Origin of the sequence: Nocardia australiensis (assembly GCF_020733705.1) — a bacterium.
GTDB classification, from domain to species: Bacteria; Actinomycetota; Actinomycetes; order Mycobacteriales; family Mycobacteriaceae; genus Nocardia; species Nocardia australiensis.
Genome location: NZ_JAJFZM010000001.1, coordinates 2,049,084 through 2,068,767, shown reverse-complemented (window position 1 = coordinate 2,068,767; position 19,684 = coordinate 2,049,084). Strand labels below are relative to the sequence as shown.

The 19,684-nt window shown below is 64.5% G+C and carries 23 protein-coding genes; 13 read left to right on the top strand and 10 right to left on the bottom strand.

Going from position 1 to position 19,684, the window contains the following annotated elements; all coding sequences use genetic code 11:
- Positions 1–110 precede the first annotated feature (110 nt).
- On the bottom strand, positions 111–686 hold the full coding sequence (locus LKE06_RS09390) for a phosphatase PAP2 family protein (protein WP_227998215.1): 576 nt from the start codon (positions 684–686) through the stop codon (positions 111–113).
- Positions 687–1,142: 456 nt separating this feature from the next.
- On the opposite strand from LKE06_RS09390, the gene LKE06_RS09385 reads away from it, so the two are divergent.
- The 3 genes from LKE06_RS09385 to LKE06_RS09375 all read left to right on the top strand — a co-directional run bounded on the left by LKE06_RS09385 (position 1,143) and on the right by LKE06_RS09375 (position 4,119).
- Positions 1,143–1,592: a MarR family winged helix-turn-helix transcriptional regulator gene (locus tag LKE06_RS09385; RefSeq protein WP_227998214.1), complete on the top strand. Its 450-nt coding sequence runs from the start codon at positions 1,143–1,145 to the stop codon at positions 1,590–1,592.
- 7 nt (positions 1,593–1,599) lie between these two features.
- A complete protein-coding gene (locus tag LKE06_RS09380; RefSeq protein ID WP_227998213.1) occupies positions 1,600–2,850 on the top strand; it encodes an MFS transporter in 1,251 nt (416 codons plus the stop codon).
- Positions 2,851–3,366: 516 nt separating this feature from the next.
- Positions 3,367–4,119, top strand: a complete 753-nt coding sequence (locus LKE06_RS09375) for a DUF427 domain-containing protein (RefSeq protein ID WP_227998212.1) — start codon at positions 3,367–3,369, stop codon at positions 4,117–4,119.
- 93 nt (positions 4,120–4,212) lie between these two features.
- Here LKE06_RS09375 and LKE06_RS09370 read toward each other — a convergent pair whose 3' ends face one another.
- On the bottom strand, positions 4,213–4,479 hold the full coding sequence (locus LKE06_RS09370; RefSeq protein ID WP_227998211.1) for a type II toxin-antitoxin system RelE family toxin: 267 nt from the start codon (positions 4,477–4,479) through the stop codon (positions 4,213–4,215).
- On the bottom strand, positions 4,476–4,730 hold the full coding sequence (locus LKE06_RS09365; protein ID WP_227998210.1) for a type II toxin-antitoxin system Phd/YefM family antitoxin: 255 nt from the start codon (positions 4,728–4,730) through the stop codon (positions 4,476–4,478). Before LKE06_RS09365 ends, LKE06_RS09370 begins: the two co-directional genes overlap by 4 nt.
- A gap of 21 nt (positions 4,731–4,751) precedes the next feature.
- Between LKE06_RS09365 and LKE06_RS09360 the strand changes: the two genes are divergently transcribed.
- Complete coding sequence (locus LKE06_RS09360) at positions 4,752–5,159, top strand: PIN domain nuclease (RefSeq protein WP_227998209.1); 408 nt, start codon at positions 4,752–4,754, stop codon at positions 5,157–5,159.
- 10 nt (positions 5,160–5,169) lie between these two features.
- On the opposite strand, the gene LKE06_RS09355 is transcribed toward LKE06_RS09360, so the two are convergent.
- The gene (locus LKE06_RS09355; RefSeq protein WP_227998208.1) at positions 5,170–5,499 is read right to left on the bottom strand and encodes a hypothetical protein; all 330 of its coding nucleotides are present in this window, start codon (positions 5,497–5,499) and stop codon (positions 5,170–5,172) included.
- Positions 5,499–6,785: a 3-ketosteroid-9-alpha-monooxygenase, oxygenase component gene (locus LKE06_RS09350; RefSeq protein WP_227998207.1), complete on the bottom strand. Its 1,287-nt coding sequence runs from the start codon at positions 6,783–6,785 to the stop codon at positions 5,499–5,501. The genes LKE06_RS09355 and LKE06_RS09350 overlap by 1 nt, the downstream gene beginning before the upstream one ends.
- A gap of 195 nt (positions 6,786–6,980) precedes the next feature.
- Here LKE06_RS09350 and hsaA point away from each other — a divergent pair, with 195 nt between their 5' ends.
- From hsaA to hsaB, 4 genes are all read left to right on the top strand, one after another.
- The gene (hsaA, locus tag LKE06_RS09345) at positions 6,981–8,144 is read left to right on the top strand and encodes a 3-hydroxy-9,10-secoandrosta-1,3,5(10)-triene-9,17-dione monooxygenase oxygenase subunit (RefSeq protein WP_227998206.1); all 1,164 of its coding nucleotides are present in this window, start codon (positions 6,981–6,983) and stop codon (positions 8,142–8,144) included.
- A gap of 79 nt (positions 8,145–8,223) precedes the next feature.
- Positions 8,224–9,114 carry a 4,5:9,10-diseco-3-hydroxy-5,9,17-trioxoandrosta-1(10),2-diene-4-oate hydrolase gene (gene hsaD / locus LKE06_RS09340; protein ID WP_227998205.1) on the top strand — a complete coding sequence of 297 codons (891 nt, stop codon included), beginning with the start codon at positions 8,224–8,226 and terminating at the stop codon, positions 9,112–9,114.
- On the top strand, positions 9,114–10,016 hold the full coding sequence (gene hsaC, locus LKE06_RS09335) for an iron-dependent extradiol dioxygenase HsaC (RefSeq protein ID WP_227998204.1): 903 nt from the start codon (positions 9,114–9,116) through the stop codon (positions 10,014–10,016). The genes hsaD and hsaC overlap by 1 nt, the downstream gene beginning before the upstream one ends.
- A 20-nt stretch (positions 10,017–10,036) precedes the next feature.
- A complete protein-coding gene (gene hsaB / locus LKE06_RS09330; RefSeq protein ID WP_227998203.1) occupies positions 10,037–10,612 on the top strand; it encodes a 3-hydroxy-9,10-secoandrosta-1,3,5(10)-triene-9,17-dione monooxygenase reductase subunit in 576 nt (191 codons plus the stop codon).
- A gap of 119 nt (positions 10,613–10,731) precedes the next feature.
- Here the strand turns inward: hsaB and LKE06_RS09325 are convergent, their stop codons facing one another.
- Positions 10,732–11,265, bottom strand: coding sequence for a hypothetical protein (locus LKE06_RS09325; protein WP_227998202.1), 534 nt, complete (start codon positions 11,263–11,265; stop codon positions 10,732–10,734).
- Between the two features lie 251 nt (positions 11,266–11,516).
- Between LKE06_RS09325 and LKE06_RS09320 the strand changes: the two genes are divergently transcribed.
- From LKE06_RS09320 to LKE06_RS09310, 3 genes are all read left to right on the top strand, one after another.
- Complete coding sequence (locus LKE06_RS09320; RefSeq protein ID WP_227998201.1) at positions 11,517–11,699, top strand: PIN domain-containing protein; 183 nt, start codon at positions 11,517–11,519, stop codon at positions 11,697–11,699.
- Between the two features lie 136 nt (positions 11,700–11,835).
- Positions 11,836–12,069 (top strand): DUF433 domain-containing protein, encoded by a 234-nt coding sequence (locus LKE06_RS09315; RefSeq protein WP_227998200.1) that lies wholly within the window; start codon positions 11,836–11,838, stop codon positions 12,067–12,069.
- Entirely contained in the window at positions 12,066–12,461 is a 396-nt protein-coding gene (locus LKE06_RS09310; protein ID WP_227998199.1) for a DUF5615 family PIN-like protein, read from the top strand. The genes LKE06_RS09315 and LKE06_RS09310 overlap by 4 nt, the downstream gene beginning before the upstream one ends.
- On the opposite strand, the gene dmpG is transcribed toward LKE06_RS09310, so the two are convergent.
- From dmpG to LKE06_RS09290, 4 genes are read right to left on the bottom strand one after another with little or no spacing between them, the layout of a single operon-like run.
- Positions 12,458–13,489, bottom strand: coding sequence for a 4-hydroxy-2-oxovalerate aldolase (dmpG, locus tag LKE06_RS09305; protein ID WP_227998198.1), 1,032 nt, complete (start codon positions 13,487–13,489; stop codon positions 12,458–12,460). The two genes, LKE06_RS09310 and dmpG, sit on opposite strands and share 4 nt — an antisense overlap.
- Before the next feature lie 14 nt (positions 13,490–13,503).
- Complete coding sequence (locus LKE06_RS09300) at positions 13,504–14,418, bottom strand: acetaldehyde dehydrogenase (acetylating) (protein ID WP_227998197.1); 915 nt, start codon at positions 14,416–14,418, stop codon at positions 13,504–13,506.
- Between the two features lie 10 nt (positions 14,419–14,428).
- On the bottom strand, positions 14,429–15,214 hold the full coding sequence (locus tag LKE06_RS09295) for a 2-keto-4-pentenoate hydratase (RefSeq protein WP_227998196.1): 786 nt from the start codon (positions 15,212–15,214) through the stop codon (positions 14,429–14,431).
- A gap of 1 nt (position 15,215) precedes the next feature.
- Complete coding sequence (locus LKE06_RS09290) at positions 15,216–16,850, bottom strand: FAD-binding protein (RefSeq protein ID WP_227999373.1); 1,635 nt, start codon at positions 16,848–16,850, stop codon at positions 15,216–15,218.
- 83 nt (positions 16,851–16,933) lie between these two features.
- On the opposite strand from LKE06_RS09290, the gene kstD reads away from it, so the two are divergent.
- A complete protein-coding gene (gene kstD / locus LKE06_RS09285) occupies positions 16,934–18,679 on the top strand; it encodes a 3-oxosteroid 1-dehydrogenase (RefSeq protein WP_372477311.1) in 1,746 nt (581 codons plus the stop codon).
- A gap of 98 nt (positions 18,680–18,777) precedes the next feature.
- Positions 18,778–19,638 carry an enoyl-CoA hydratase ChsH3 gene (gene chsH3, locus LKE06_RS09280; protein ID WP_227998194.1) on the top strand — a complete coding sequence of 287 codons (861 nt, stop codon included), beginning with the start codon at positions 18,778–18,780 and terminating at the stop codon, positions 19,636–19,638.
- The last annotated feature ends 46 nt before the right edge of the window (positions 19,639–19,684 follow it).

Sequence of the window (19,684 nt, the reverse complement as noted above, 5' to 3'; positions counted from 1 at the left end):
CTATCGGCAGCCGTTCGCCGTAAGCTCGCGGCCGGAAGCGGCTGCGGACCATTCCACTCGACGGCCGGGAGTGCAGCGCCGCGTGGTGAAGCCGCTCGCAATGAGACCCACTACCGGTCCTCTGCCGGACCTTCGACAGTGGTCGGCGCCAGTATGGGGTACCGCCGGCTCACGGTCCGCGACAACCGAACCAGGATCACGCCGACGACCACTCCCACACCCCACCCGGCCAGCACGTCCGTCGGCCAATGCGCCCCGAGATAGACCATCGCGCAGCCGATCACCACGACACCTGTCGCGAGCAGTCCTCCGGCGTACCGCCGGCGCCCCGCTCGCCACGGCACGACCGAGTACACGGCCACCGCGAGCGCCGCGGTCATCGCGGCGACGGTCGACGGCATCGAGAAGGCCCCGACCTGGACCACCGCGAACTCCTCGGGAGGCCGCGGCCGCGCGATGATCTGCTTCAACACCCTGGCCGACGCCTGCGCTACCAACACCGAGACGCCGATCGTGATCCCCTCCCGCCACCACCGCCCGGCGACCACCACTCCCACGAACATCAGTCCCGCGAGCGCTATCCCTAGATCGCCGGTCCCGATATCCATCGCCGACCGCGCCAACGTGGTCAACACCGCTGTTCGATGCCCGACGAGAAACATCAGGATGTCCAGGTCCAGATTCACGGTGCCCATCCTGCCCCAACGCCACCAGTGGCAGTGCCCTGAACTCACCGCGCCCGAATATGCACCAGCCCTACCCGCAACCAATGGCTCCGAGACGACTGAGGCGGGCACCAGCCCGACCTCAGTCCAGTTCGAAACACTGCTTTGTCGTCCTTTCGGCGCAGTGATATCTCTTGCAGTGGAAGACCATTGACGCAGTGCGCCGATCGCGTCACTCCCGCACCATGCGGCGAAACCCTCACAACGTTTCCGTGCTCCGCGCCTCCCGCCACGCCAGTACTCGAACCGTCTCGTGCACCATTGGGTGATAGCGGGTTTGCGATGGAGATTGTGGTCGATGTCGAACCGGGCGACGCCCCGCCGACATCCCATCACCGCAGGTAGAAGCCTCGTGACACATTTCAAATACAATACATAGTTAGGCTATGTAATAATAGTCGGGTGCAGCAGGCTCAGGTGGCATCAGCAGAGGACAGCGTCGTCAATCTACTCGTCACCGCCGGTCGGCTGACCCGGCTGGCCAGGGTGATCAGCAGCGATGACTTACCACGTGCCGTCATGCGGGCACTCGCGGTGCTCGAAGAACACGGCGCGGTACGGGTCAGCGAATTCGCCCGAATCGATCGATGCTCTCAACCGGCGGCAACGGCGCTGATCGGCAGAGTCGTCGCGGACGGATACGCGTCCCGACGCAAGGACCCGGAAGATTCCCGGGCCGTCGTCGTCGAACTCACCCCGGCCGGACGTGACCGACTGCACCGCGCGCGCCGCGCCTTCGGTACCGCTCTCGCGACTCGACTGTCCAAGTTCGACGCCGACCGACTCGCCCGAATGGAAACAGATCTGAACGAACTGCTGGACGCACTGAAAAGTACTGCGCCACAGCACTATCCGACATCGAGGTGACATTACTATGAGCATGGCCCCATCTCGCTCCGACAGTGGAGTGAGCGCGCCGGAGAAGACCGGTCAACCCAAAGCCGTATGGGCCGTTGCCTTCGCGAGCGTTATCGCGTTCATGGGGATCGGCCTGGTAGACCCAATTCTCAAGCCGATCGGTGAGCAGTTGCATGCCTCGCCGTCGCAGGTGTCGTTGCTGTTCACCAGCTACATGCTGGTGACGGGCGTGGCCATGCTCATCACCGGCGTGGTTTCCAGCCGCTTCGGCGCGAAAAAGACACTGCTGGCCGGTCTTTCGATCATCATCGTCTTCGCGGCGCTGGCAGGCATGTCCGGCACCGTCGGCCAGATCGTCGGGTTCCGTGCCGGTTGGGGTCTCGGCAACGCGCTGTTCATCGCGACCGCCCTCGCCACCATCGTCGGCGCTGCTACCGGCGGCGTCGCCCGCGCCATCATCCTCTACGAGGCCGCACTCGGCATCGGCATCGCGACCGGCCCGCTGGTCGGCGGCGTGCTCGGCGGAATCAGCTGGCGCGGACCGTTCTTCGGTGTTTCGGTCCTGATGGCCATCGCATTCATCGCCATTGTCACCCTCTTGCCCGAGAGCCCGAAGCCGGCCAAGCACACCTCACTGGCCGCCCCCTTCAAGGCATTGCGTCACCGCGGACTGCTGACGGTCAGCATCACCGCATTGCTCTACAACTTTGGCTTCTTCACCCTGCTCGCCTACACTCCGTTCCCGCTGGATATGGGCACCTATGCCATTGGATTCATCTTCTGCGGCTGGGGCATCCTGCTTGCCCTCTCGTCGGTCTTCCTCGCACCGCGCCTGCAACGCCGGTTCGGCACGCTGCCGATGATGGGTGCGGCACTGGCACTGTTCGCCGCTGACCTGGCGGTCATGGGCATGTTCTCCGACAACAAGACCGTGTTGATCGTCGGCACCGTCGTCGCGGGACTGTTCCTCGGTGTGAACAACACCCTCATCACCGAGGCCGTCATGATCTCCGCCCCCGTGGAGCGCGCCACCGCCTCGGCCGCCTACAGCTTCGTCCGCTTCGCCGGCGGCGCGGTGGCCCCCTACCTGGCGGGCAAACTCGGCGAGCACAGCACCGGCCTCCCGTTCTGGGTAGGAGCCGTCTGCACCGCGGCCGGCGTACTTGTCCTGGTCATCGGCCGATCGGCCCTGGCCCACATCGACGACCACAACCCGGCCCCGCACAGTGTCCAAGAGGCGGAGGCCATCACCATCGGCGACGAGTGAGCGCCCTCGAGATCCGTTCACCCGCGACATAGATCGAGACCCCGATCCCCGCGGATCGGGGTCTCGCCACGCGCCGTGCCGCATGCGGAGCGCTGACATTTTGTTCCCAGCAATGAGAAAGGCTGAGGTGCCTGCCAGACTGGCTCCTCCCTCAGTATTCGAAGTTGCACGAACCGCCACTTTCAATCCAGACCGGCATGCAGGTGGCTCGACAACCAATCTCGACAACCTATGGTGGACAAATTCGGCGGTAACCCGCTGGCCCGCGTGGCACACAAGACAAAAAGTCTGTTGGATCATCTGAGCGGCAGCGTGGCCCGCACCACCTCGGCCTTCCACGAGGGAAACTGCGGACCGCCTACGTTCCCGTGGCGTACCCATCGACCCGGATCGCATAAAACTGACCGCATCCAAATAGACCGCACACCCTTCGGTGTCTGACGGGCAAGGCTCGGAACGTGACGTCACCGATCTCCTGTGACTGCGGGATTCGCGGCGGGAGTACCGTCGAGTGGTATGGGTGATGACAATCGCGGGCGCGTGAAGGTCGAGGCCAGTCAGAAGCGGGTTCGGGTCTATCTCGGCGGCCAGCTGGTTGCCGATTCGCTGCGACCGGTATTGGTGTGGGAGAGCCCGCACTACCCGACCTACTATCTGCCCGCCGCGGATTTGCGGGCGAAGCTCGAACCGAACGGCAATTCGAAGCACTCCCCCAGCCGGGGTGAGGCGACCGAGTACGACGTGGTGGTGGATGGCGTTACGGCCGCGGGCGCCGCGCTGCGGTATCTCGATTCGCCGCTGACCGAGCTCAATGATCTGGTCCGGCTGGACTGGAATTCGATGGGCGAATGGTTCGAGGAGGACGAACCGGTTTACGTGCATCCGCGCAACCCGTATTCGCGCGTCGATATTCTGACCAGTTCCCGCCACGTGCGCGTGGAAATCGACGGCGTCACCGTCGCCGACTCGCATGCACCGCGCATCCTGTTCGAAACCGGTCTTCCCGCAAGGTATTACCTGCCGCTACCGGATGTCCGCATGGACCTGCTCGAGCCGTCGGATACCCACACCAGCTGCCCATACAAGGGCACCGCCGCCTACTGGACTGTCCGCATCGGCGACAAGGAATACCCGGATGTCGTGTGGGGCTATCGCACACCGCTGCCGGAGAGTCAGAAAGTCGCCGGCCTCGCCTGTTTCTACAACGAAAAGGTCGATATCTATCTCGATGGCGAACTCCAGGAACGTCCGAAGTCGCCCTTCGCCTGATCGGAAGGCTTCGCCGCGACAGCCATCCACCTCGCGCCGGTAGCTTACGGAGGTGCGGATCAATCAAGTGGCAGTTGGGTTTCCCGGCCGCGCTCACAACCCCCGATAGACATCTTTACGCCATCCCACCTTGACGACCAGGATCACCAGTACATCGTCTTCGACGCGGTACACGATGCGAAACCTGCCGACCCGCAGGCGATAGCCGTCGAAATTGCTCAGCTTGCGCACGTCAGGGCCTTGCGCGTACGGATCCTCACCGAGAATGGTGAGCGCCGTCAGGATCCGCATGGCGTCTCGCTGCGACAGGTCGCGCAGTTCCCGGCGTGCCGACTCGAGGAACGCGAATGTGTACTTCACTTCCGCCCTTCGAAAATATCGGCCAGCACCTCGGCCATGCTGTACACGCGTTCGTCGGCGGCCAGACGAGCGGTGGCTTCGCGTGCGAGCAATTCGTCTTCGGCGGCGTCGACGGCTTCGACCACCGACAGCGGCACCAGCGCGGCAGCGGGCACACCATCACGCAGGATGATCACTTCTTCGCCGGATTGAGCAGCGTCGATGTACTGGGCGATATTGGCGCGTAGTTCGCGAGTACTGATCTCGGACATACCTCGAGCGTACACATCGATGTGTACACATCACTGTCATCGAGTGCTCCCGACCCCGATTGTTTTGCCTGGCAACGCGCCGCGGCGGCCGGGCTGATCGCGGTGTGCCCGATCGTCGAACTCGAGTTCTTTTACAGTGCACGCTCCGCGTCCGACAGGGACCGGAATATCGAAGACATGCGAACGCTTTTCGGCTGGGAACCGGTGGATGACCGGGCCTACGTTCGAGCCTGGGAAGTCCAGGCAGAGTTGACAAAACGTGGTGAGCATCGCAGCGCGGGGCCGGTGGACCTCGTCCTCGCCGCCACGGCGGAGTTACGCGGTTTGACCTTGCCGCACCGTGATCATGACTTCGACCGCATAGCGGCGGTCACCGGTCAACCGCACCAATGGCTGGGACCGGCGAAGCCCGGCGCTCGCACATCTTGACAATCCCGGGCTACTCGACAACCTCGAGTACGCCCTCGTCGACCGCCCATTTGATGGTCTTCTCCAGATCCGGGCAGGAATCCGGGCGCCCGGGCGCACTGCCCTGCTCGCTCAGTTTGGCGAAAACAGGACAGTGCGTGGCCGGGCTTTCGGTCCACTGCACCGAGGTCTGATGCGAACTGCTCTTACGCACCAGCACCTCGCTCTGGCAGGCCTGACACCGCAACGGGGTCAGGCCCTCTTCCAGATAGCGTTGCTTGTCGACCACGGTCTGGGCCTGCACCGCGGCTCGTCGAGCCGGCTGGTCGGCGAAGTCGGGTGCTTTCGCCCATGTGGTCATCAGACGCTGGCCTCCGCCTCGGCGGCCTCGGCCGCATCAGATTCCGCCTTGCGGCGCAGGTTTTCCGCGACCTCGGCCTCCCACGCCTCGTTGGCCTTGGTGGTGTCGACCTCGAACTCGAAGCGCTGCGTCATCTTGTCCGTCACGTCGGCCAGGTCCACATAGAACTGGTCGTACCAGCGGCGCAGCTGGTAGACGGGGCCGTCTTCCTCACACAGCAGCGGGTTGTCGACCTTGGACTTATGCTTCCAGATCTCCACATCCTGTAAGAACCCGAGACTGATACCCTCGGCCATCTTCTTGGCCAGCTTGTCGGCCATCTCGCCCTCGACGCCCTGCGGCTTCTCCAGCGTGATGCCCCATTGCAGGACGAAAGCATCCTGCGACACCGGGTAATGGCAGTTGATCAGGACGCTCTTGACCTCGTATCCGCTGTAGATATTGATCAGCGGATTGATCATGTAGGACGGCCCGAAGTACGACGCCTCCGATTTCAGCAGCGTATCGCCGCCGTATTTGGAGGCCATGCCGATATCCGGACGCCCCTTGGTCTCCAGGAACTGAGTGGCGATGTGCCCCTCGAAAACGTTCTTGAAGTAGGTCGGGAACGCGTAGTGGATGTAGAAGAAGTGCGCCATGTCGACCACGTTGTCGATGATCTCTCGACAGTTCGCACCCTCGATCAGCAGAGAGTTCCAGGTCCACTCGGTCCAGCCGCTGTCGAGCTGTTCGGTCGGGTTGCCCTCGGCGTCGGTGTAGGGCCCCTCGATGTGCGGGATGGTGACTTCCGGCGGCGGCTGGCTACCTTCGTGGTCGTGCCAGACGAACAGCTGACCGTTGCGCTCGAGCGTCGTCCATTTCCTGGTGCGCGCCAACGGGGGTACACGCCGCGCGTAAGGAATCGCGGTGCATTTGCCGTTGGCGCCCCAGCGCCAGTCATGGAACGGGCAGGCGATGTCGTCGCCCTTGACCTCGCCCATGGTCAGGTCGCCGCCCATATGCCGACAGTACGCGTCGAGCACCCGCAGTTCGTCATTGCTGTCGGCCCAAACGACGAGCTTGGTGCCGAATATCTCGACGGCATGCGGCTTCCCGTCACGGAACGACTTCGCCAGGCCGAGGCAATGCCATCCCCGCGCAAAGCGGGTCGGCGCGGAGCCCACATCGAGCTCTCGAACCTTCGCACCGGCTAGCGGTGCTGGTTTTGCCACCTCCCGGGTCCCTCCATGGTTACGCGCGCTGCCGCCTCCGGGCGCGTCGCTCGGCGGCGGTGGGGTAACTGCCATTGCGATTCCTCCTTCTGTACTAGAACACGTTACAAAAATGTCGCGTTCCATGCCAGCGATTCAGCCCACTTCCTGCACATGTTCATCTGTGACCTGCAATGCACACCCGTTCTCGACATAAATAAGAACCTGTTCTAGTCTCAGAGGCAAATGAGTACCGGTTATCAATCCGACCAGGCAGGAGCGGGTCCCGAGATGACGCAAGAAGTGACCGAACGGGTTGAAGCGCTGTTGCCGGCGCTGCGCGAGCGCGCGCAGGAAGCCGAGGACCTGCGGCGTATCCCCGACGAATCGATCAAGGCGCTACAGGAGACCGGCTTCTTCCGGCTGCTGCAACCCAAACAGTGGGGCGGTCACGCGGCCGACCCGGTGGTCTTCTACGACACCGTCCGCAAGATCGCGAGCGCGTGCGGGTCCACCGGATGGGTGGCAGGCATTGTCGGCGTGCACAACTGGCATCTCGCGCTGTATTCGCAGCAGGCCCAGGAAGACGTGTGGGGCGAGGACACCGACGTTCGCATCTCCTCGTCCTACGCCCCGATGGGCGCGGGCACGGTGGTCGAGGGTGGCTACATCGTCAAGGGCGCGTGGGCATGGTCCTCGGGCTCCGACCACGCCACCTGGGCGGTGGTCGGCGGCCCGGTGATCAAGGATGGCAAGCCGGTCGACTTCGGCAGCTTCCTCATTCCGCGTCCTGATTACCGCGTCGACGACGTCTGGAACGTGGTCGGCCTGCGCGGCACCGGCTCGAATACCGTTGTGGTTGATGAGGTTTTCGTGCCGTCGCACCGATTCCTCAGCTTCCGCGCGATGGGTGAGCTGAAGTCGCCAGGCCTGGAACAGAACACTGATCCCGTCTACAAGATGCCGTGGGGCACAATCCATCCCACGACCATCGCGACGCCGATCGTCGGCATGGCCTACGGCGCCTACGATGCGCACGTCGAACACCAGGGCAAGCGCCTGCGCGCCGCCTACGCGGGCGAGAAGGCGAAGGACGATCCGTTCGCCAAGGTGCGCATCGCCGAGGCGTCCAGCGATATCGACGCCGCCTGGCGGCAGTTGTCGGGCAACGTCGCCGACGAGTACGCACTGCTGCTCGCGGGCAAGGAAATTCCGTTCGACCTGCGCGTGCGGGCTCGGCGCGATCAGGTTCGCGCCACCGGCCGGGCGATCGCGTCGATCGACAAACTCTTCGAGAGCTCCGGCGCCACCGCACTCGCGAACGGCACTCCGCTGCAACGCTTCTGGCGTGACGCGCACGCCGGCCGGGTGCACGCGGCCAACGATCCCGAGCGCGCCTACGTCATGTACGGCACCCACGAGTTCGGGCTGCCCGTTACCGACGGCATGGTCTAGGAGGCGGCGTGCGACACGATCACGAAGCGTTCGAGACACCGACGGGGTGCGGGAGCCCCCGCGAGACACGGAGGATCCGTTGACCGCGACTGTAGAACTGACCTTCGAATCCACCTCGCGGTACGCGCAGGTGCGGCCGGACCTGCGGCTGCACTACCACGAGGCCGGTGTCGGCAACGGACCGACGATCGTGCTGCTGCACGGTGGCGGTCCCGGTGCGTCCTCGTGGTCGAACTTCGCCCGCAATATCCCCGTGCTGGCCAAGGATTTTCATGTGCTCGCGGTGGATCAGCCCGGGTTCGGCTGGTCGGATAAGCCGGTCGATCACCCGCAGTACTTCGTGCACAGCTCGACGGCGTTGCGCGAGCTGCTCGACCACCTGAAGATCACCGGCCGGGTGCACCTGCTCGGCAACTCGCTCGGCGGCGGCGCGGCCGTGCGGTTCGCGCTGGACAACCCCGATCGCGCGGGCAAGCTGATCCTGATGGGACCGGGCGGATTGAGCACCAATCTGTTCGCACCCGATCCAACCGAGGGCGTGAAGCTGCTCGGGAAGTTCAATTACGAACCGACCAGGGCCAATCTCGAAGCGTTCCTGCGGATCATGGTCTTCGACCAGTCGCTGATCACCGAGGAACTGATCGACGAGCGGCTCGCCTCGGCGAGTCAGCCCGAATCGCTCGCGGCGACCCGAGCGATGGGTAAGTCCTTCGCCGGGGCCGACTTCGAGAAGGGCATGCTCTGGCGTGACTCCTACAAGCTGCGCCAGCCGGTGCTGCTGATCTGGGGGCGGGAGGATCGCGTCAACCCGCTCGACGGCGCGCTGGTCGCATTGAAATCCATACCGCGCGCTCAGCTGCACGTGTTCGGTGGTTGCGGGCACTGGGCGCAATTGGAGAAGTTCGACGAATTCAACCGGCTCGCAACCGATTTCCTCGCCGACGTCTCCGCTTCGAAACAGGAGAAGTGATGGGCATTCGATCACTGGCGTATCTGCGCATCGAGGCCACCGATATGGCGGCCTGGCGTGAGTACGGGCTCAAGGTGCTCGGGATGGTCGAGGGCAAGGGCACCGATCCCGACGCGCTGTACCTGCGGATGGACGATTTCCCGGCCCGGCTTGTCATTGTCCCCGGCGACAAGGATCAGCTGCAGATCTCCGGCTGGGAGACCGCGAATGCCGCTGAGCTACAGGACATTCGCGACCGACTGGACACGGCCGCAGTGCCGTACAAAGAAGGCACGGCGGCGGAGCGGGCCGACCGCAGGGTCGACGAGCTGATCCGTTTCGAGGATCCCTCGGGCAACGTACTCGAGGCATTCCACGGTGCGGCGCTGGAACATCGGCGCGTGGTCAGCCCGTACGGACACAAGTTCGTCACCGGCGAACAGGGCCTCGGTCATGTGGTGCTCAGCACCAAGGACGACAAGGCATCGCTCACCTTTTACCGGGACGTGCTCGGCTACCGGCTGCGCGACTCGATGCGGCTGCCACCGCAGATGGTCGGCCGTCCGGCCGATGGTGAACCGGCTTGGCTGCGGTTCTTCGGCTGCAACCCGCGCCATCACTCACTGGCCTTCCTGCCCATGCCGACATCAAGCGGCATCGTGCACCTGATGCTCGAGGTGGAGGGCTCCGACGATGTCGGCCTGTGCCTGGATCGCGCGTTGCGCAAGAAGGTGAAGATGTCGGCGACGATCGGCAGGCATGTCAACGACAAGATGCTGTCGTTCTACATGAAGACACCAGGTGGATTCGATGTCGAATTCGGCTGCGAGGGGCTCGAAGTCGACGATCATTCATGGATAGCCCGCGAATCCACCGCGGTGAGTCTGTGGGGTCACGACTTCACGGTCGGAATGCAACAGTAATGACGAACAGGGCGAGCGAGATGACAACCGACGAGTATCCCGCGATCGACGGACGGCAGTTCCGGAATGTGCTCGGGCAGTTCTGCACCGGCATCACAGTGATCACCACCTTCGATGCCGATGGCGGCCCGATAGGGTTCGCCTGCCAGTCGTTCGCCGCCCTGTCCCTCGAACCGCCCCTGGTGCTGTTCTGCCCCACCAAGGCCTCCCGGTCCTGGGCAACCATCGAACAGTCCGGCCAGTTCTGCGTTAACGTTCTCGCCGAAGAACAACAGCAACTGTGCGCCAGGTTCGGCTCCCGCGAACCCGATAAGTTCGCCGAAACCCCTTGGCACACTTCAGACCTGGAGCTTCCGCTGCTGGACGACGCGCTGGCCACCATCCAGTGCAAGGTGGACAGCGTCGTAGACGGCGGCGACCACTACATCGTGATCGGCCGAGTGCTGGCCCTGTCGGAGTCGACCATCTCCGGCAGGCCGCTGTTGTTCTACCGCGGCCAGTACACCGCAATCGAGCCGGAGAAAACCACTCCCGCCCCCTGGCGCCACGACCTCGACCACTTCCTCACAACCACGACACTTGACACCTGGCTCTGACTGCCGCCACGCGGGCCGCCAGGGCGGCGATCGCATCATCACGCGGGCTGCCGTTGTACACCCGCAACAGCGGGTACAGCCGCAACGAGTTCGGCGATGACAATGCTTCGATTTCGCGGTCAGGCCGAGGCCGCGCGTAGCGCGAACCAGCCGTTGGCCGGGTCGGCGTAGCCGTGATAGAGCAGTGGTATCCGCTGATCTATTTCGAAGTGGCGATAGATGGCCAGCATCGCTCGGCGCACGGCGTAGTCCTGGAAGTCATCAACGCGCCGGAGGCCGACCGGCCGCTCGGGCAGCAATTCCAGGCGGGTCATATCGGCGGCATCCGTTGTATCGAGGCCGATCGGCGCGGGATCGGCAATGAAGTGATCGTGCAGGATGGCCTTGGTCCCCGCATAGTCGGGCAGCCGTGCGGAGAAATCCTGGAACCGCGCGCGCACCGAACTGTTCGGCTCGACCTGAGTCTGTATCAAGTCCATCAACTCCGGGTCGAGCTGGAGCACATTCGCGGGCATGGTGATCGGCGCTTGCTCCAGCAGATGCAGAATGCACCCGCCCCGAACCAGCGGTTGCGGAACAAGAAATACCGCCAACGCGGGCTCGTGATACTCCCGGCAGTTCAGACAGACTTTGGTATGAGTCGGATCAGGCATAGCGCCCTCCTCGCGAGAGGCGTCGGCCGCTCGACCCGACCCGCAAGCGACCCTCGACTACATATCCATCGAACGCCGACCGCCGAAATTCATCTCCGACACCCGACCGGACTTGCCCTGCCAGTATAGGAGCTCACCAGCGCCGCCGAGAGGCTCGTGACCGCCGACCCGCCTAGTTCGGCGGGGGCATACACGTCGGCTCGATCGGCTGGACGGTCACCCCGGACAATGCGTGGAGTCGAGCGCATCAGGTGCAGCAACTCCTGACCGAGCAAGGCCACCATCGCAGCGCCGGCGTCGCAGACTTGGTAATCGCGGCGACCGCGGAAGCCAATGACCTCACGATCCTGCACTACGACCGCGATTTCGAGACGGTCGCCAACGCGACCAGCCAACCGACACAGTGGATTTCACCACCGGGGTCGATTAACTAACAGAGCGGGTCACGTCCGGTTGGGACCGAACACCGACCGCCGAAACCGTCTCCGGCACCCACCCAGACTTGCTACTCCAGTACAGGAGCTCGCCGAGAGGCTCACGACCGCTCGATTCACTAGATACAGTAGAACCATGTCTCTTCTCGGACGCATCACCTCCGACCCTGAAATCTGCCACGGCAAGCCTGTGGTGCGGGGTTTGCGGTATCCCGTCGAGATGCTGCTGGAACTACTTGCGGCAGGCATGAACTCTGACGAGATCCTCAGTGACTATCCAGACCTCGAACACGAGGACATCCTGGCGACCCTCGAGTACGCTGCCGTGGTGACTGCGCAAAGGACCACGATCCCGTTCGATGCTGCGTGAGGTTCCTCGTCGACGCGCAGTTGCCTCGACAGCTGGCAACCTTCCTGACGACCGCAGGGCACGATGCCGTGCACACATCCAACCTCATGCATGGAAACCGCACCCCGGACCGCACGATCGCGACTCTCGCCGACCGCGACGGCCGCACGGTCGTCTCTAAAGACCGCGACTTCTGGATCAGTCATGTTCTCGACGGGTGCCCGCAGTCTCTGCTGATCGTTGCTACCGGAAACATCACGAACTCCGCGCTATTGACGCTTATTGCGGCACATCTACAGGAGATCGTTCAGCTATTCGCGGGTTGTTCAGTTGTGGAAATGGGTCGCGACCGGCTGGTTGCACATACCGATCGCGATCCCGACGTGGCACCTGAGGCCCAGGGCCAGGCTTAGACGGTCGTGGCCTCGCGCTGAAGTTCCAGGGCGATATCGATGAGCTGGTCTTCCTGGCCGCCGACGAGCTTGCGCTTGCCTGCGCGGACGAGCATTTCGGCGGCGGAGACGCCGTAGCGTTCGGCTTGGCGTTCGGCGTGCTTGAGGAAGCTGGAGTAGACGCCCGCGTAGCCCATCATGAGGGACTGGCGGTCCAGGAGGCATTCCTGGGGCATGACGGGGCGGACGACGTCTTCGGCGGCGTCAGCGATCGCGAAGAAGTTGATGCCGGTCTTGACGCCGAGTTTGTCGCAGACGCCGACGAAAGCCTCAACGGGGGTGTTGCCCGCGCCCGCGCCGAAACGTCGGGTGCTGCCGTCGATTTGCTCAGCACCCGCGCGGACCGCGTACACCGAGTTGGCGACCGCGAGGTCCAGGTTCTCATGACCGTGGAAACCGACCTGGGCATCGTTGCCGAGTTCGGCGACCAGAGCGGCGACGCGATCGGAAACCTGTTCCAGGACAAGCGCTCCGGCCGAATCAACCACGTACACGCACTGGCAGCCCGCGTCGGCCATGATGCGGGCCTGCTTGGCCAGCGCCTCCGGCGGCTGGGTGTGCGACATCATCAGGAAGCCAACGGTTTCCAGGCCTAGTTCGCGCGCCAGGCCGAAGTGCTGGATGGAGACATCCGCTTCGGTGCAGTGCGTTGCGATGCGGCAGATCGACGCGCCGTTGTCCTGGGAGACCTTGATGTCTTCCTTGACACCGACGCCAGGCAGCATGAGTACCGCGATCTTGGCCTGCTTCGCCGTTTCGGCCGCGATCTTGACCAGTTCCTGTTCAGGGGTTTTCGAGAAGCCGTAGTTGAACGACGAGCCGCCGAGGCCGTCACCGTGGGTCACCTCGATGACCGGCACACCGGCACCGTCCAAAGCCGTGACGATATCGCGCACATCGTCGGCGGTGAACTGGTGACGCTTGTGATGCGAACCGTCGCGCAGCGACGAGTCGGTGACTCGGATGTCGAGTTCTGCTGAGTAAGTCATTGTCCGATCCCTTCTCAGACCCGGGCGGAAAGAATTTGCTTGGCCATGACCTCGCCGACCTGGGTGGCGGCGGCGGTCATGATGTCGAGGTTGCCCGCGTAAGGCGGCAGGAAGTCGCCCGCGCCCTCTACCTCTACGAACACCGAAACCTTTGCCATACCACCGGAAACCACCGACGGCGGATCGAACTGCGGCTCGTTCAGCAGCCGGTAGCCGGGCACGTACTTCTGGATATCCGCGACCATCCGATGGATGGAGTCCGCGATCGCATCGGTGTCCGCGTCCTCGGGGATCGCGCAGAAGATGGTGTCGCGCATGATCATCGGCGGCTCGGCCGGATTGAGGACGATGATCGCCTTGCCGCGCTGCGCGCCGCCGATGGTCTCCACACCACGCGAGGTGGTCTTGGTGAACTCGTCGATATTGGCGCGGGTGCCCGGTCCGGCGGAGACCGACGACACCGAGGCGACGATCTCGGCGTAGACCACCGGCACCACCCTCGACACGGCCGCGACGATCGGGATGGTGGCCTGGCCACCGCAGGTGATCATATTGACGTTGGGCGCATCGAGATTCGCGCCGGACAGGTTCACCGGCGGCACCACAGCGGGACCGACAGCAGCGGGCGTGAGGTCGACGGCGCGGATGCCGGCCGCGGCATACTTGGGCGCGGCAGCACGATGCACGTACGCCGAGGTCGCCTCGAAGACTAGGTCCGGCAGTTCCGATTGTGCGAGCAGCCAGTCCACACCCTCGTGTGAGGTCTCCAGCCCGAGCCCGCGGGCCCGCTTCAAACCCTCACTCTCCGGGTCGATTCCGATCATCCACTTCGGCTGCACCGTGGTGGAGCGCAGCAGCTTGTAGAGCAGATCGGTACTGATATTGCCGGATCCGACGATCGCGGCGGTGACGGTCCCCGTTTCGGACACGGCAAGCCTCCTACGTGAATTGCAAACGAACGGAACCGAGTCCAGCGAACTCGGCGTGGAAACAATCACCCGGATGGGCGTCGATGGCGCGCGTGCACGAGCCGGGTAGCACGATGTCGCCTGCCTTCAACCGCACCCCGAAACTGGCGACCTTGCGGGCCAGCCAGGCCACCGCGATCACCGGATCACCGAGTACCGCGTCACTGCGGCCCTCGGCGACCACCTCGTCGTTGCGGGTCAGCACGGCGTCGATGGCCTTGATATCCAGGTCTTTCGGTGCCACCCGCTCGCTGCCGAGCACAAACCCGGCCGAGGACGCGTTGTCGGAAATGGTGTCGGTCAGCCCGATCTTCCAGTCCTTGATGCGCGAGTCGATCAGCTCGATGGAGGGCGCGTAGGCGACGGTGGCGGCGAGCACGTCGACCTCGGTGCAGTCCGCCCCCGGCAGGTCCGCGCCGAGCACGAAGCCGACCTCGACCTCGACCCGAGGGAAAAGATAACGCGACGCGGGCACCGGAATGTCCTGGTAGACCTCCATATCCGCGAGCAGGTGGCCGTAATCGGGCTCGTCGACGCCCATCATCTGCTGCATGGCCAGCGAGGACAGCCCGACCTTGTGCCCGACCACGCGGGCACCACCAGCCAGCTTGCGCCGGATATTGATCAGCTGGATTTCGTAGGCGTCGACTACATCGATATCGGGATACCGGGCGACCAGCGGGTCGATGGCCACCCGGTCGCGTTCGGCGACGTCGAGCTCATCGGCCAGTTTGGTTCGTACCGCGTCGGTCAGCACGCTAGTTTCCTTCCACAGTTGTCGGATTCAGCGCCAAGTGCTGAGATTGCGCGCCCGCCGCGGCCCGTCCCGCGCGCCGGCCGGAGAAGATGCAGTCCGCCAGCGACAGCCCGCTGACATAGGAATCCGAGCAAATTCCGACCGCTGTCCGGCCCGCCGCGTAGAGGCCGGGAATATCGGTTCCCGCGGTAGTCCGCACGGCGCCGCTGGTCTCGTCGACGACGACACCGCCGAGGGTGAGCATCGGGCACGGGTTGATGACGCTGGGTTTGATGCTGACGTCCAACAGCCAGAAAGGTCCGGCGCCAACGGTTTTGGTGAAGTCGGCCGGTTTACCCACCGGGTCGGGCGTGCCGTTCTCGATGGCGGCATTGTGGGCGGCCACGGTGGCACGGAGGCCCGCCGCGTCGATCCCAGCCTTCGCGGCGACCGCGTCCAGGGTTTGGCCGCGGACCGCGGTGCGCCGCATCGCCTCGAATTGCCCGCGCTGGAACCAGGCCGACTGCTTCGGGATCTGCGCGATCGCGGTGCGCATCAAGGTGTCGTCGGCGAGCAGCCAGCCCTTGCCCGCGTGTTCGTTGATCAGCGCGTGGCCGACCGCAGCGCCGTAACGGGTCTCATCGATGACCCGACGGCCGTCCGCGTCGACCAGCACCGCACCGGTAAAAGCACTGGGCGGCAGTATGAATCGCCACGCCGAGACATTGCCCATCCGGTCGGTTGCCGCGCCGGCCTGCTGCGCCATCAGAATGCCGCTGCCGTCATCCCCGGTGGTGCCGAGTGGAAGCCCGCCGCGATACTGCGGTCCGAACTGCCGCAACATCGTGCGATTGGCGATGAATCCGCCTGCGCTGAGCACCACACCGCGACGCGCTTGGATTCGAATCGTGGTGCTGTAGCGGCGATCCAGCTCGGCCAACCGCCGATCCAGCGCCTTACGCAGCGGCGGATAGTAGATTCCTGGCTTGGCCGCGATTTTCGCCATCCGGGTATAGCGGTCCCGGATCCGGCCCGGCGCGTCGCGCAGGGTGCGACATTCGACGCCGATCACGGTGCCGTTGTCGTCGAGGATCAATGTGGTTGCCCGCGTGAGGGTTTCCACGCGCACCCCGCGCCTCGATGCCGAAGCGGCCAGCGGCGCGAACAGCTGTTTGCCCGAGGTGCCCTTGCCTTTGACCCGGTGTCCGCGCTGCGCGGGTGTCGCGACATCACGACCATAGCCGGAGACCTCGCTGCCCGAGTAGTAAAGGTAGTAGCTGTCATTCGGATAGGAGGTCTTGTATGGACACAGTGACGCCTCGAATGGGACACCGTGACCCCGCAACCACTCGATCATGGCCGGGCTTTCGTCCACGAATCGCCGCAACGTCTGCGGGGTGATCGCGGTACCGACCTCGCGCTCGAGATAGGCGAGCATTTGTTCCGGAGTATCGGTCACACCGGCCGCTTGCTGCACGGAGGTACCGCCACCCGCGTAGATGACGCCGCCCGAGAGCGCCGACGCGCCGCCGCCCGCATACCGATCGAGCACCAGCACCTGCGCGCCTTCGGCCGTCGCCTCCAGCGCGGCCGCCGCGCCCGCGGCGCCATATCCGACAACGACCACGTCAGCGGCCAGGTCCCACTCGAGCCCCATAAACTTCACTCCGGTCCGAAACTGTAACGAGTTTCTCAGCGCATGAAATGCCAAGCAAGTCTTCTGCCACACAACATAGACCAATGGCGGCATCATTCTATAACGTGTTCTACATGAATGATCCGGTTAATGATCCACACAGCTACGACGTGGTGGTGGTCGGCAGCGGCGCCGCAGGCATGACCGCAGCCCTCGCCGCCGCACACCATGGGCTGAGCGTGGTGATCATTGAGAAGGCCGCGCACTACGGCGGGTCCACCGCGCGCTCGGGTGGTGGGGTGTGGATTCCCGGCAACAAGGCGCTGCAGGCGTCCGGGCGACCCGACGACCGCGAGGTCGCACGCACCTACCTGCACAGCATCATCGGCGACGTGGTCCCGAAAGAGCGGATCGATACCTACATCGACCGTGGTGCGGAAGCCTTCGACTTCGTGCTCGATCACTCCCCGCTGCAGATGAACTGGGTGCCCGGCTACTCCGACTATTACCCGGAAGCACCGGGCGGCAAGGGCGAGGGCCGCTCGTGCGAGCCCAAGCCGTTCGACGCCATGTCCCTCGGCGAGGAGCGATTCAACCTGGAGCCGCCATACGCGAAGGCCCCGTTGAATGTCGCGATCACGCAGGCCGATTTCGTCCGGCTCAACCTGATCCGCCGCCACCCGAAGGGCATCATGCGGGCGATGCGCGTCGGCGCGCGCACCTACTGGGCCAAGTTTACCCGCAAGCACCTGATGGTCATGGGTCAGGCCATTATCGCCGGGATGCGCAAGGGCCTCATGGACGCGAATGTCCCGCTGCTGCTGAACACTCCGCTGACCAAGCTCGTCGTGACCGACGGCGTGGTCACCGGCGTCGAGGCGCTGCGTGACGGCAAATCCGTCACCTTCACCGCACGCTATGGCGTGGTGCTCGGTAGCGGCGGGTTCGAGCGCAACGCCGAGATGCGCGCCAAATACCAGCGTCAGCCCATCACCACCGAGTGGACCACCGGCGCGGCGGCCAATACCGGCGACGGCATCGTCGCGGGTATGGAGGCGGGTGGCGCCGTCGGCTTCATGGAGGATGCCTGGTGGGGACCGACCGTCTTCAAGGGCGGCAAGCCGTGGTTCGCCCTGGCCGAGCGCAACCTGCCCGGCACCATCATGGTCAACGCCACCGGTGAGCGATTCGGTAATGAGTCCGCTCCTTACGTCGAGGCCGTGCATACCATGTACGGTGGCGAATACGGACAGGGTGCGGGGCCGGGCGAAAACATCCCCTCGTGGCTGGTGTTCGACCAGCGCTACCGCAACCGCTATATCTTCGCCGGATTGCAGCCCGGTTTGCGCTTTCCTTCCCGCTGGATGGAAAACGACAACATCGTCAAGGCCGACACCCTCCAGGAATTGGCGGACAGGATCGGCGTACCCGCCGACACCCTCGCCGCGACCGTCGCCCGGTTCAACACCTTCGCCGAGCTCGGCAAGGACGAGGACTACGGCCGCGGCGACAGCCACTACGACCGGTACTACGGCGATCCGACCGTCAAGCCCAATCCGTGCCTGGCCGCGCTGGTGCAGGGTCCGTTCTACGCCGCCAAGATCGTGCCTGGCGACCTCGGCACCAAGGGTGGGCTGGTCACCGATACCGCTGGTCGCGTATTGCGCGAAGACGAGAGTGTTATCGATGGCCTCTACGCCTCCGGCAACTCCAGCGCCCCGGTGATGGGCCACACCTACGCGGGCCCCGGCGCCACCATCGGCCCCGCGATCACCTTCGGTTACCTGGCCGTGCTGGATATCGCCGAGCGCAAGAAACGGCTGGCAGCGAAGGCCGCCGCCGAGGCTTAGGCGATTCAGGGGCGTCGATCTCACGCAGCGGTCACCCCCTTGCCCATCGGGCACCTGAGCACGACGATCAGTCCACCAGCATTCAGAAGGAGAACTCGATGCCCATCGACCCGAATATTGCGCTCGGAGCGACGCTTCCGAGCCGGGAGTTCGCGTGGTCGCCATCCGACGTGCAGCTCTATCACCTGGGACTCGGCGGCGGCGCACGCTGGACCGATCCGGCCGAACTGCGCTACCTCGACGATCGCACCCCACAGGTGTTGCCGACGTTCGCGACCGTCGCGGCCACGTTTCACGACACCGAACCACCGAAGGTCGTGTTCCCCGGCATCGACATCGATCTGGCGAAAGTCGTGCACGGACACCAGGAGATCGAGGTGCACCGGCCGATTCCCGCCGGCGGTAAGGCGACGAGCACCGGCCGAATCAGCGAGATCTGGGACAAGGGTGCCGCGGCGGTAGTCGTGCAGGAGCACACGGTCACCGGTTCGGACGGTGACCCGTTGTGGACCGCGCGCTCATCCATCTTCGCCAAGGGCGAGGGCGGTTTCGGTGGCGAACGCGGCCCGAGCACCAAGTCCGTATTGCCCGATCGCGCACCGGATTTCGATACACGGACACCGACGCTGCCCCAGCAGGCGCTGCTGTATCGCATGTGCGGAGACCGCAATCCGCTGCATTCCGATCCCGAATTCGCCCGCGCCGCAGGCTTCCCCGACCCGATCCTGCACGGCCTGTGCTCCTACGGCATCGTCTGCAAGACCGCGACCGATATCGCACTCGGTTCGGACGCGAGCCGGGTCACCGGATTCCGCGCGCGTTTCGCAGGGGTGCTGTACCCCGGCGAAACGATTCGCACCCGAATCTGGCGGGCGGACGGCGAATTGACGATCGCCGCGACGGTCGTCGAACGCGATGACGCTCCGGTGCTCAGCGACGTCACACTGCGCTTCCGGTAGTTTTCGGGTCGATCCGGCCCGCTGTCTCAACCGTGCGGCAGCGAGC

Coding starts and splice junctions, on each gene's coding strand:
- LKE06_RS09325 (WP_227998202.1), bottom strand. CDS start 11,265: ATGCCTGATCCGACTCATACCAAAGTCTGTCTGAACTGCCGGGAGTAT.
- hsaB (WP_227998203.1), top strand. CDS start 10,037: ATGACAACCGACGAGTATCCCGCGATCGACGGACGGCAGTTCCGGAAT.
- kstD (WP_372477311.1), top strand. CDS start 16,934: ATGGCGGCATCATTCTATAACGTGTTCTACATGAATGATCCGGTTAAT.
- hsaA (WP_227998206.1), top strand. CDS start 6,981: ATGACGCAAGAAGTGACCGAACGGGTTGAAGCGCTGTTGCCGGCGCTG.
- chsH3 (WP_227998194.1), top strand. CDS start 18,778: ATGCCCATCGACCCGAATATTGCGCTCGGAGCGACGCTTCCGAGCCGG.
- LKE06_RS09315 (WP_227998200.1), top strand. CDS start 11,836: ATGTCTCTTCTCGGACGCATCACCTCCGACCCTGAAATCTGCCACGGC.
- LKE06_RS09290 (WP_227999373.1), bottom strand. CDS start 16,850: ATGGGGCTCGAGTGGGACCTGGCCGCTGACGTGGTCGTTGTCGGATAT.
- hsaC (WP_227998204.1), top strand. CDS start 9,114: ATGGGCATTCGATCACTGGCGTATCTGCGCATCGAGGCCACCGATATG.
- LKE06_RS09375 (WP_227998212.1), top strand. CDS start 3,367: ATGGGTGATGACAATCGCGGGCGCGTGAAGGTCGAGGCCAGTCAGAAG.
- LKE06_RS09380 (WP_227998213.1), top strand. CDS start 1,600: ATGAGCATGGCCCCATCTCGCTCCGACAGTGGAGTGAGCGCGCCGGAG.
- LKE06_RS09355 (WP_227998208.1), bottom strand. CDS start 5,499: ATGACCACATGGGCGAAAGCACCCGACTTCGCCGACCAGCCGGCTCGA.
- LKE06_RS09350 (WP_227998207.1), bottom strand. CDS start 6,785: ATGGCAGTTACCCCACCGCCGCCGAGCGACGCGCCCGGAGGCGGCAGC.
- dmpG (WP_227998198.1), bottom strand. CDS start 13,489: ATGACTTACTCAGCAGAACTCGACATCCGAGTCACCGACTCGTCGCTG.
- LKE06_RS09365 (WP_227998210.1), bottom strand. CDS start 4,730: ATGTCCGAGATCAGTACTCGCGAACTACGCGCCAATATCGCCCAGTAC.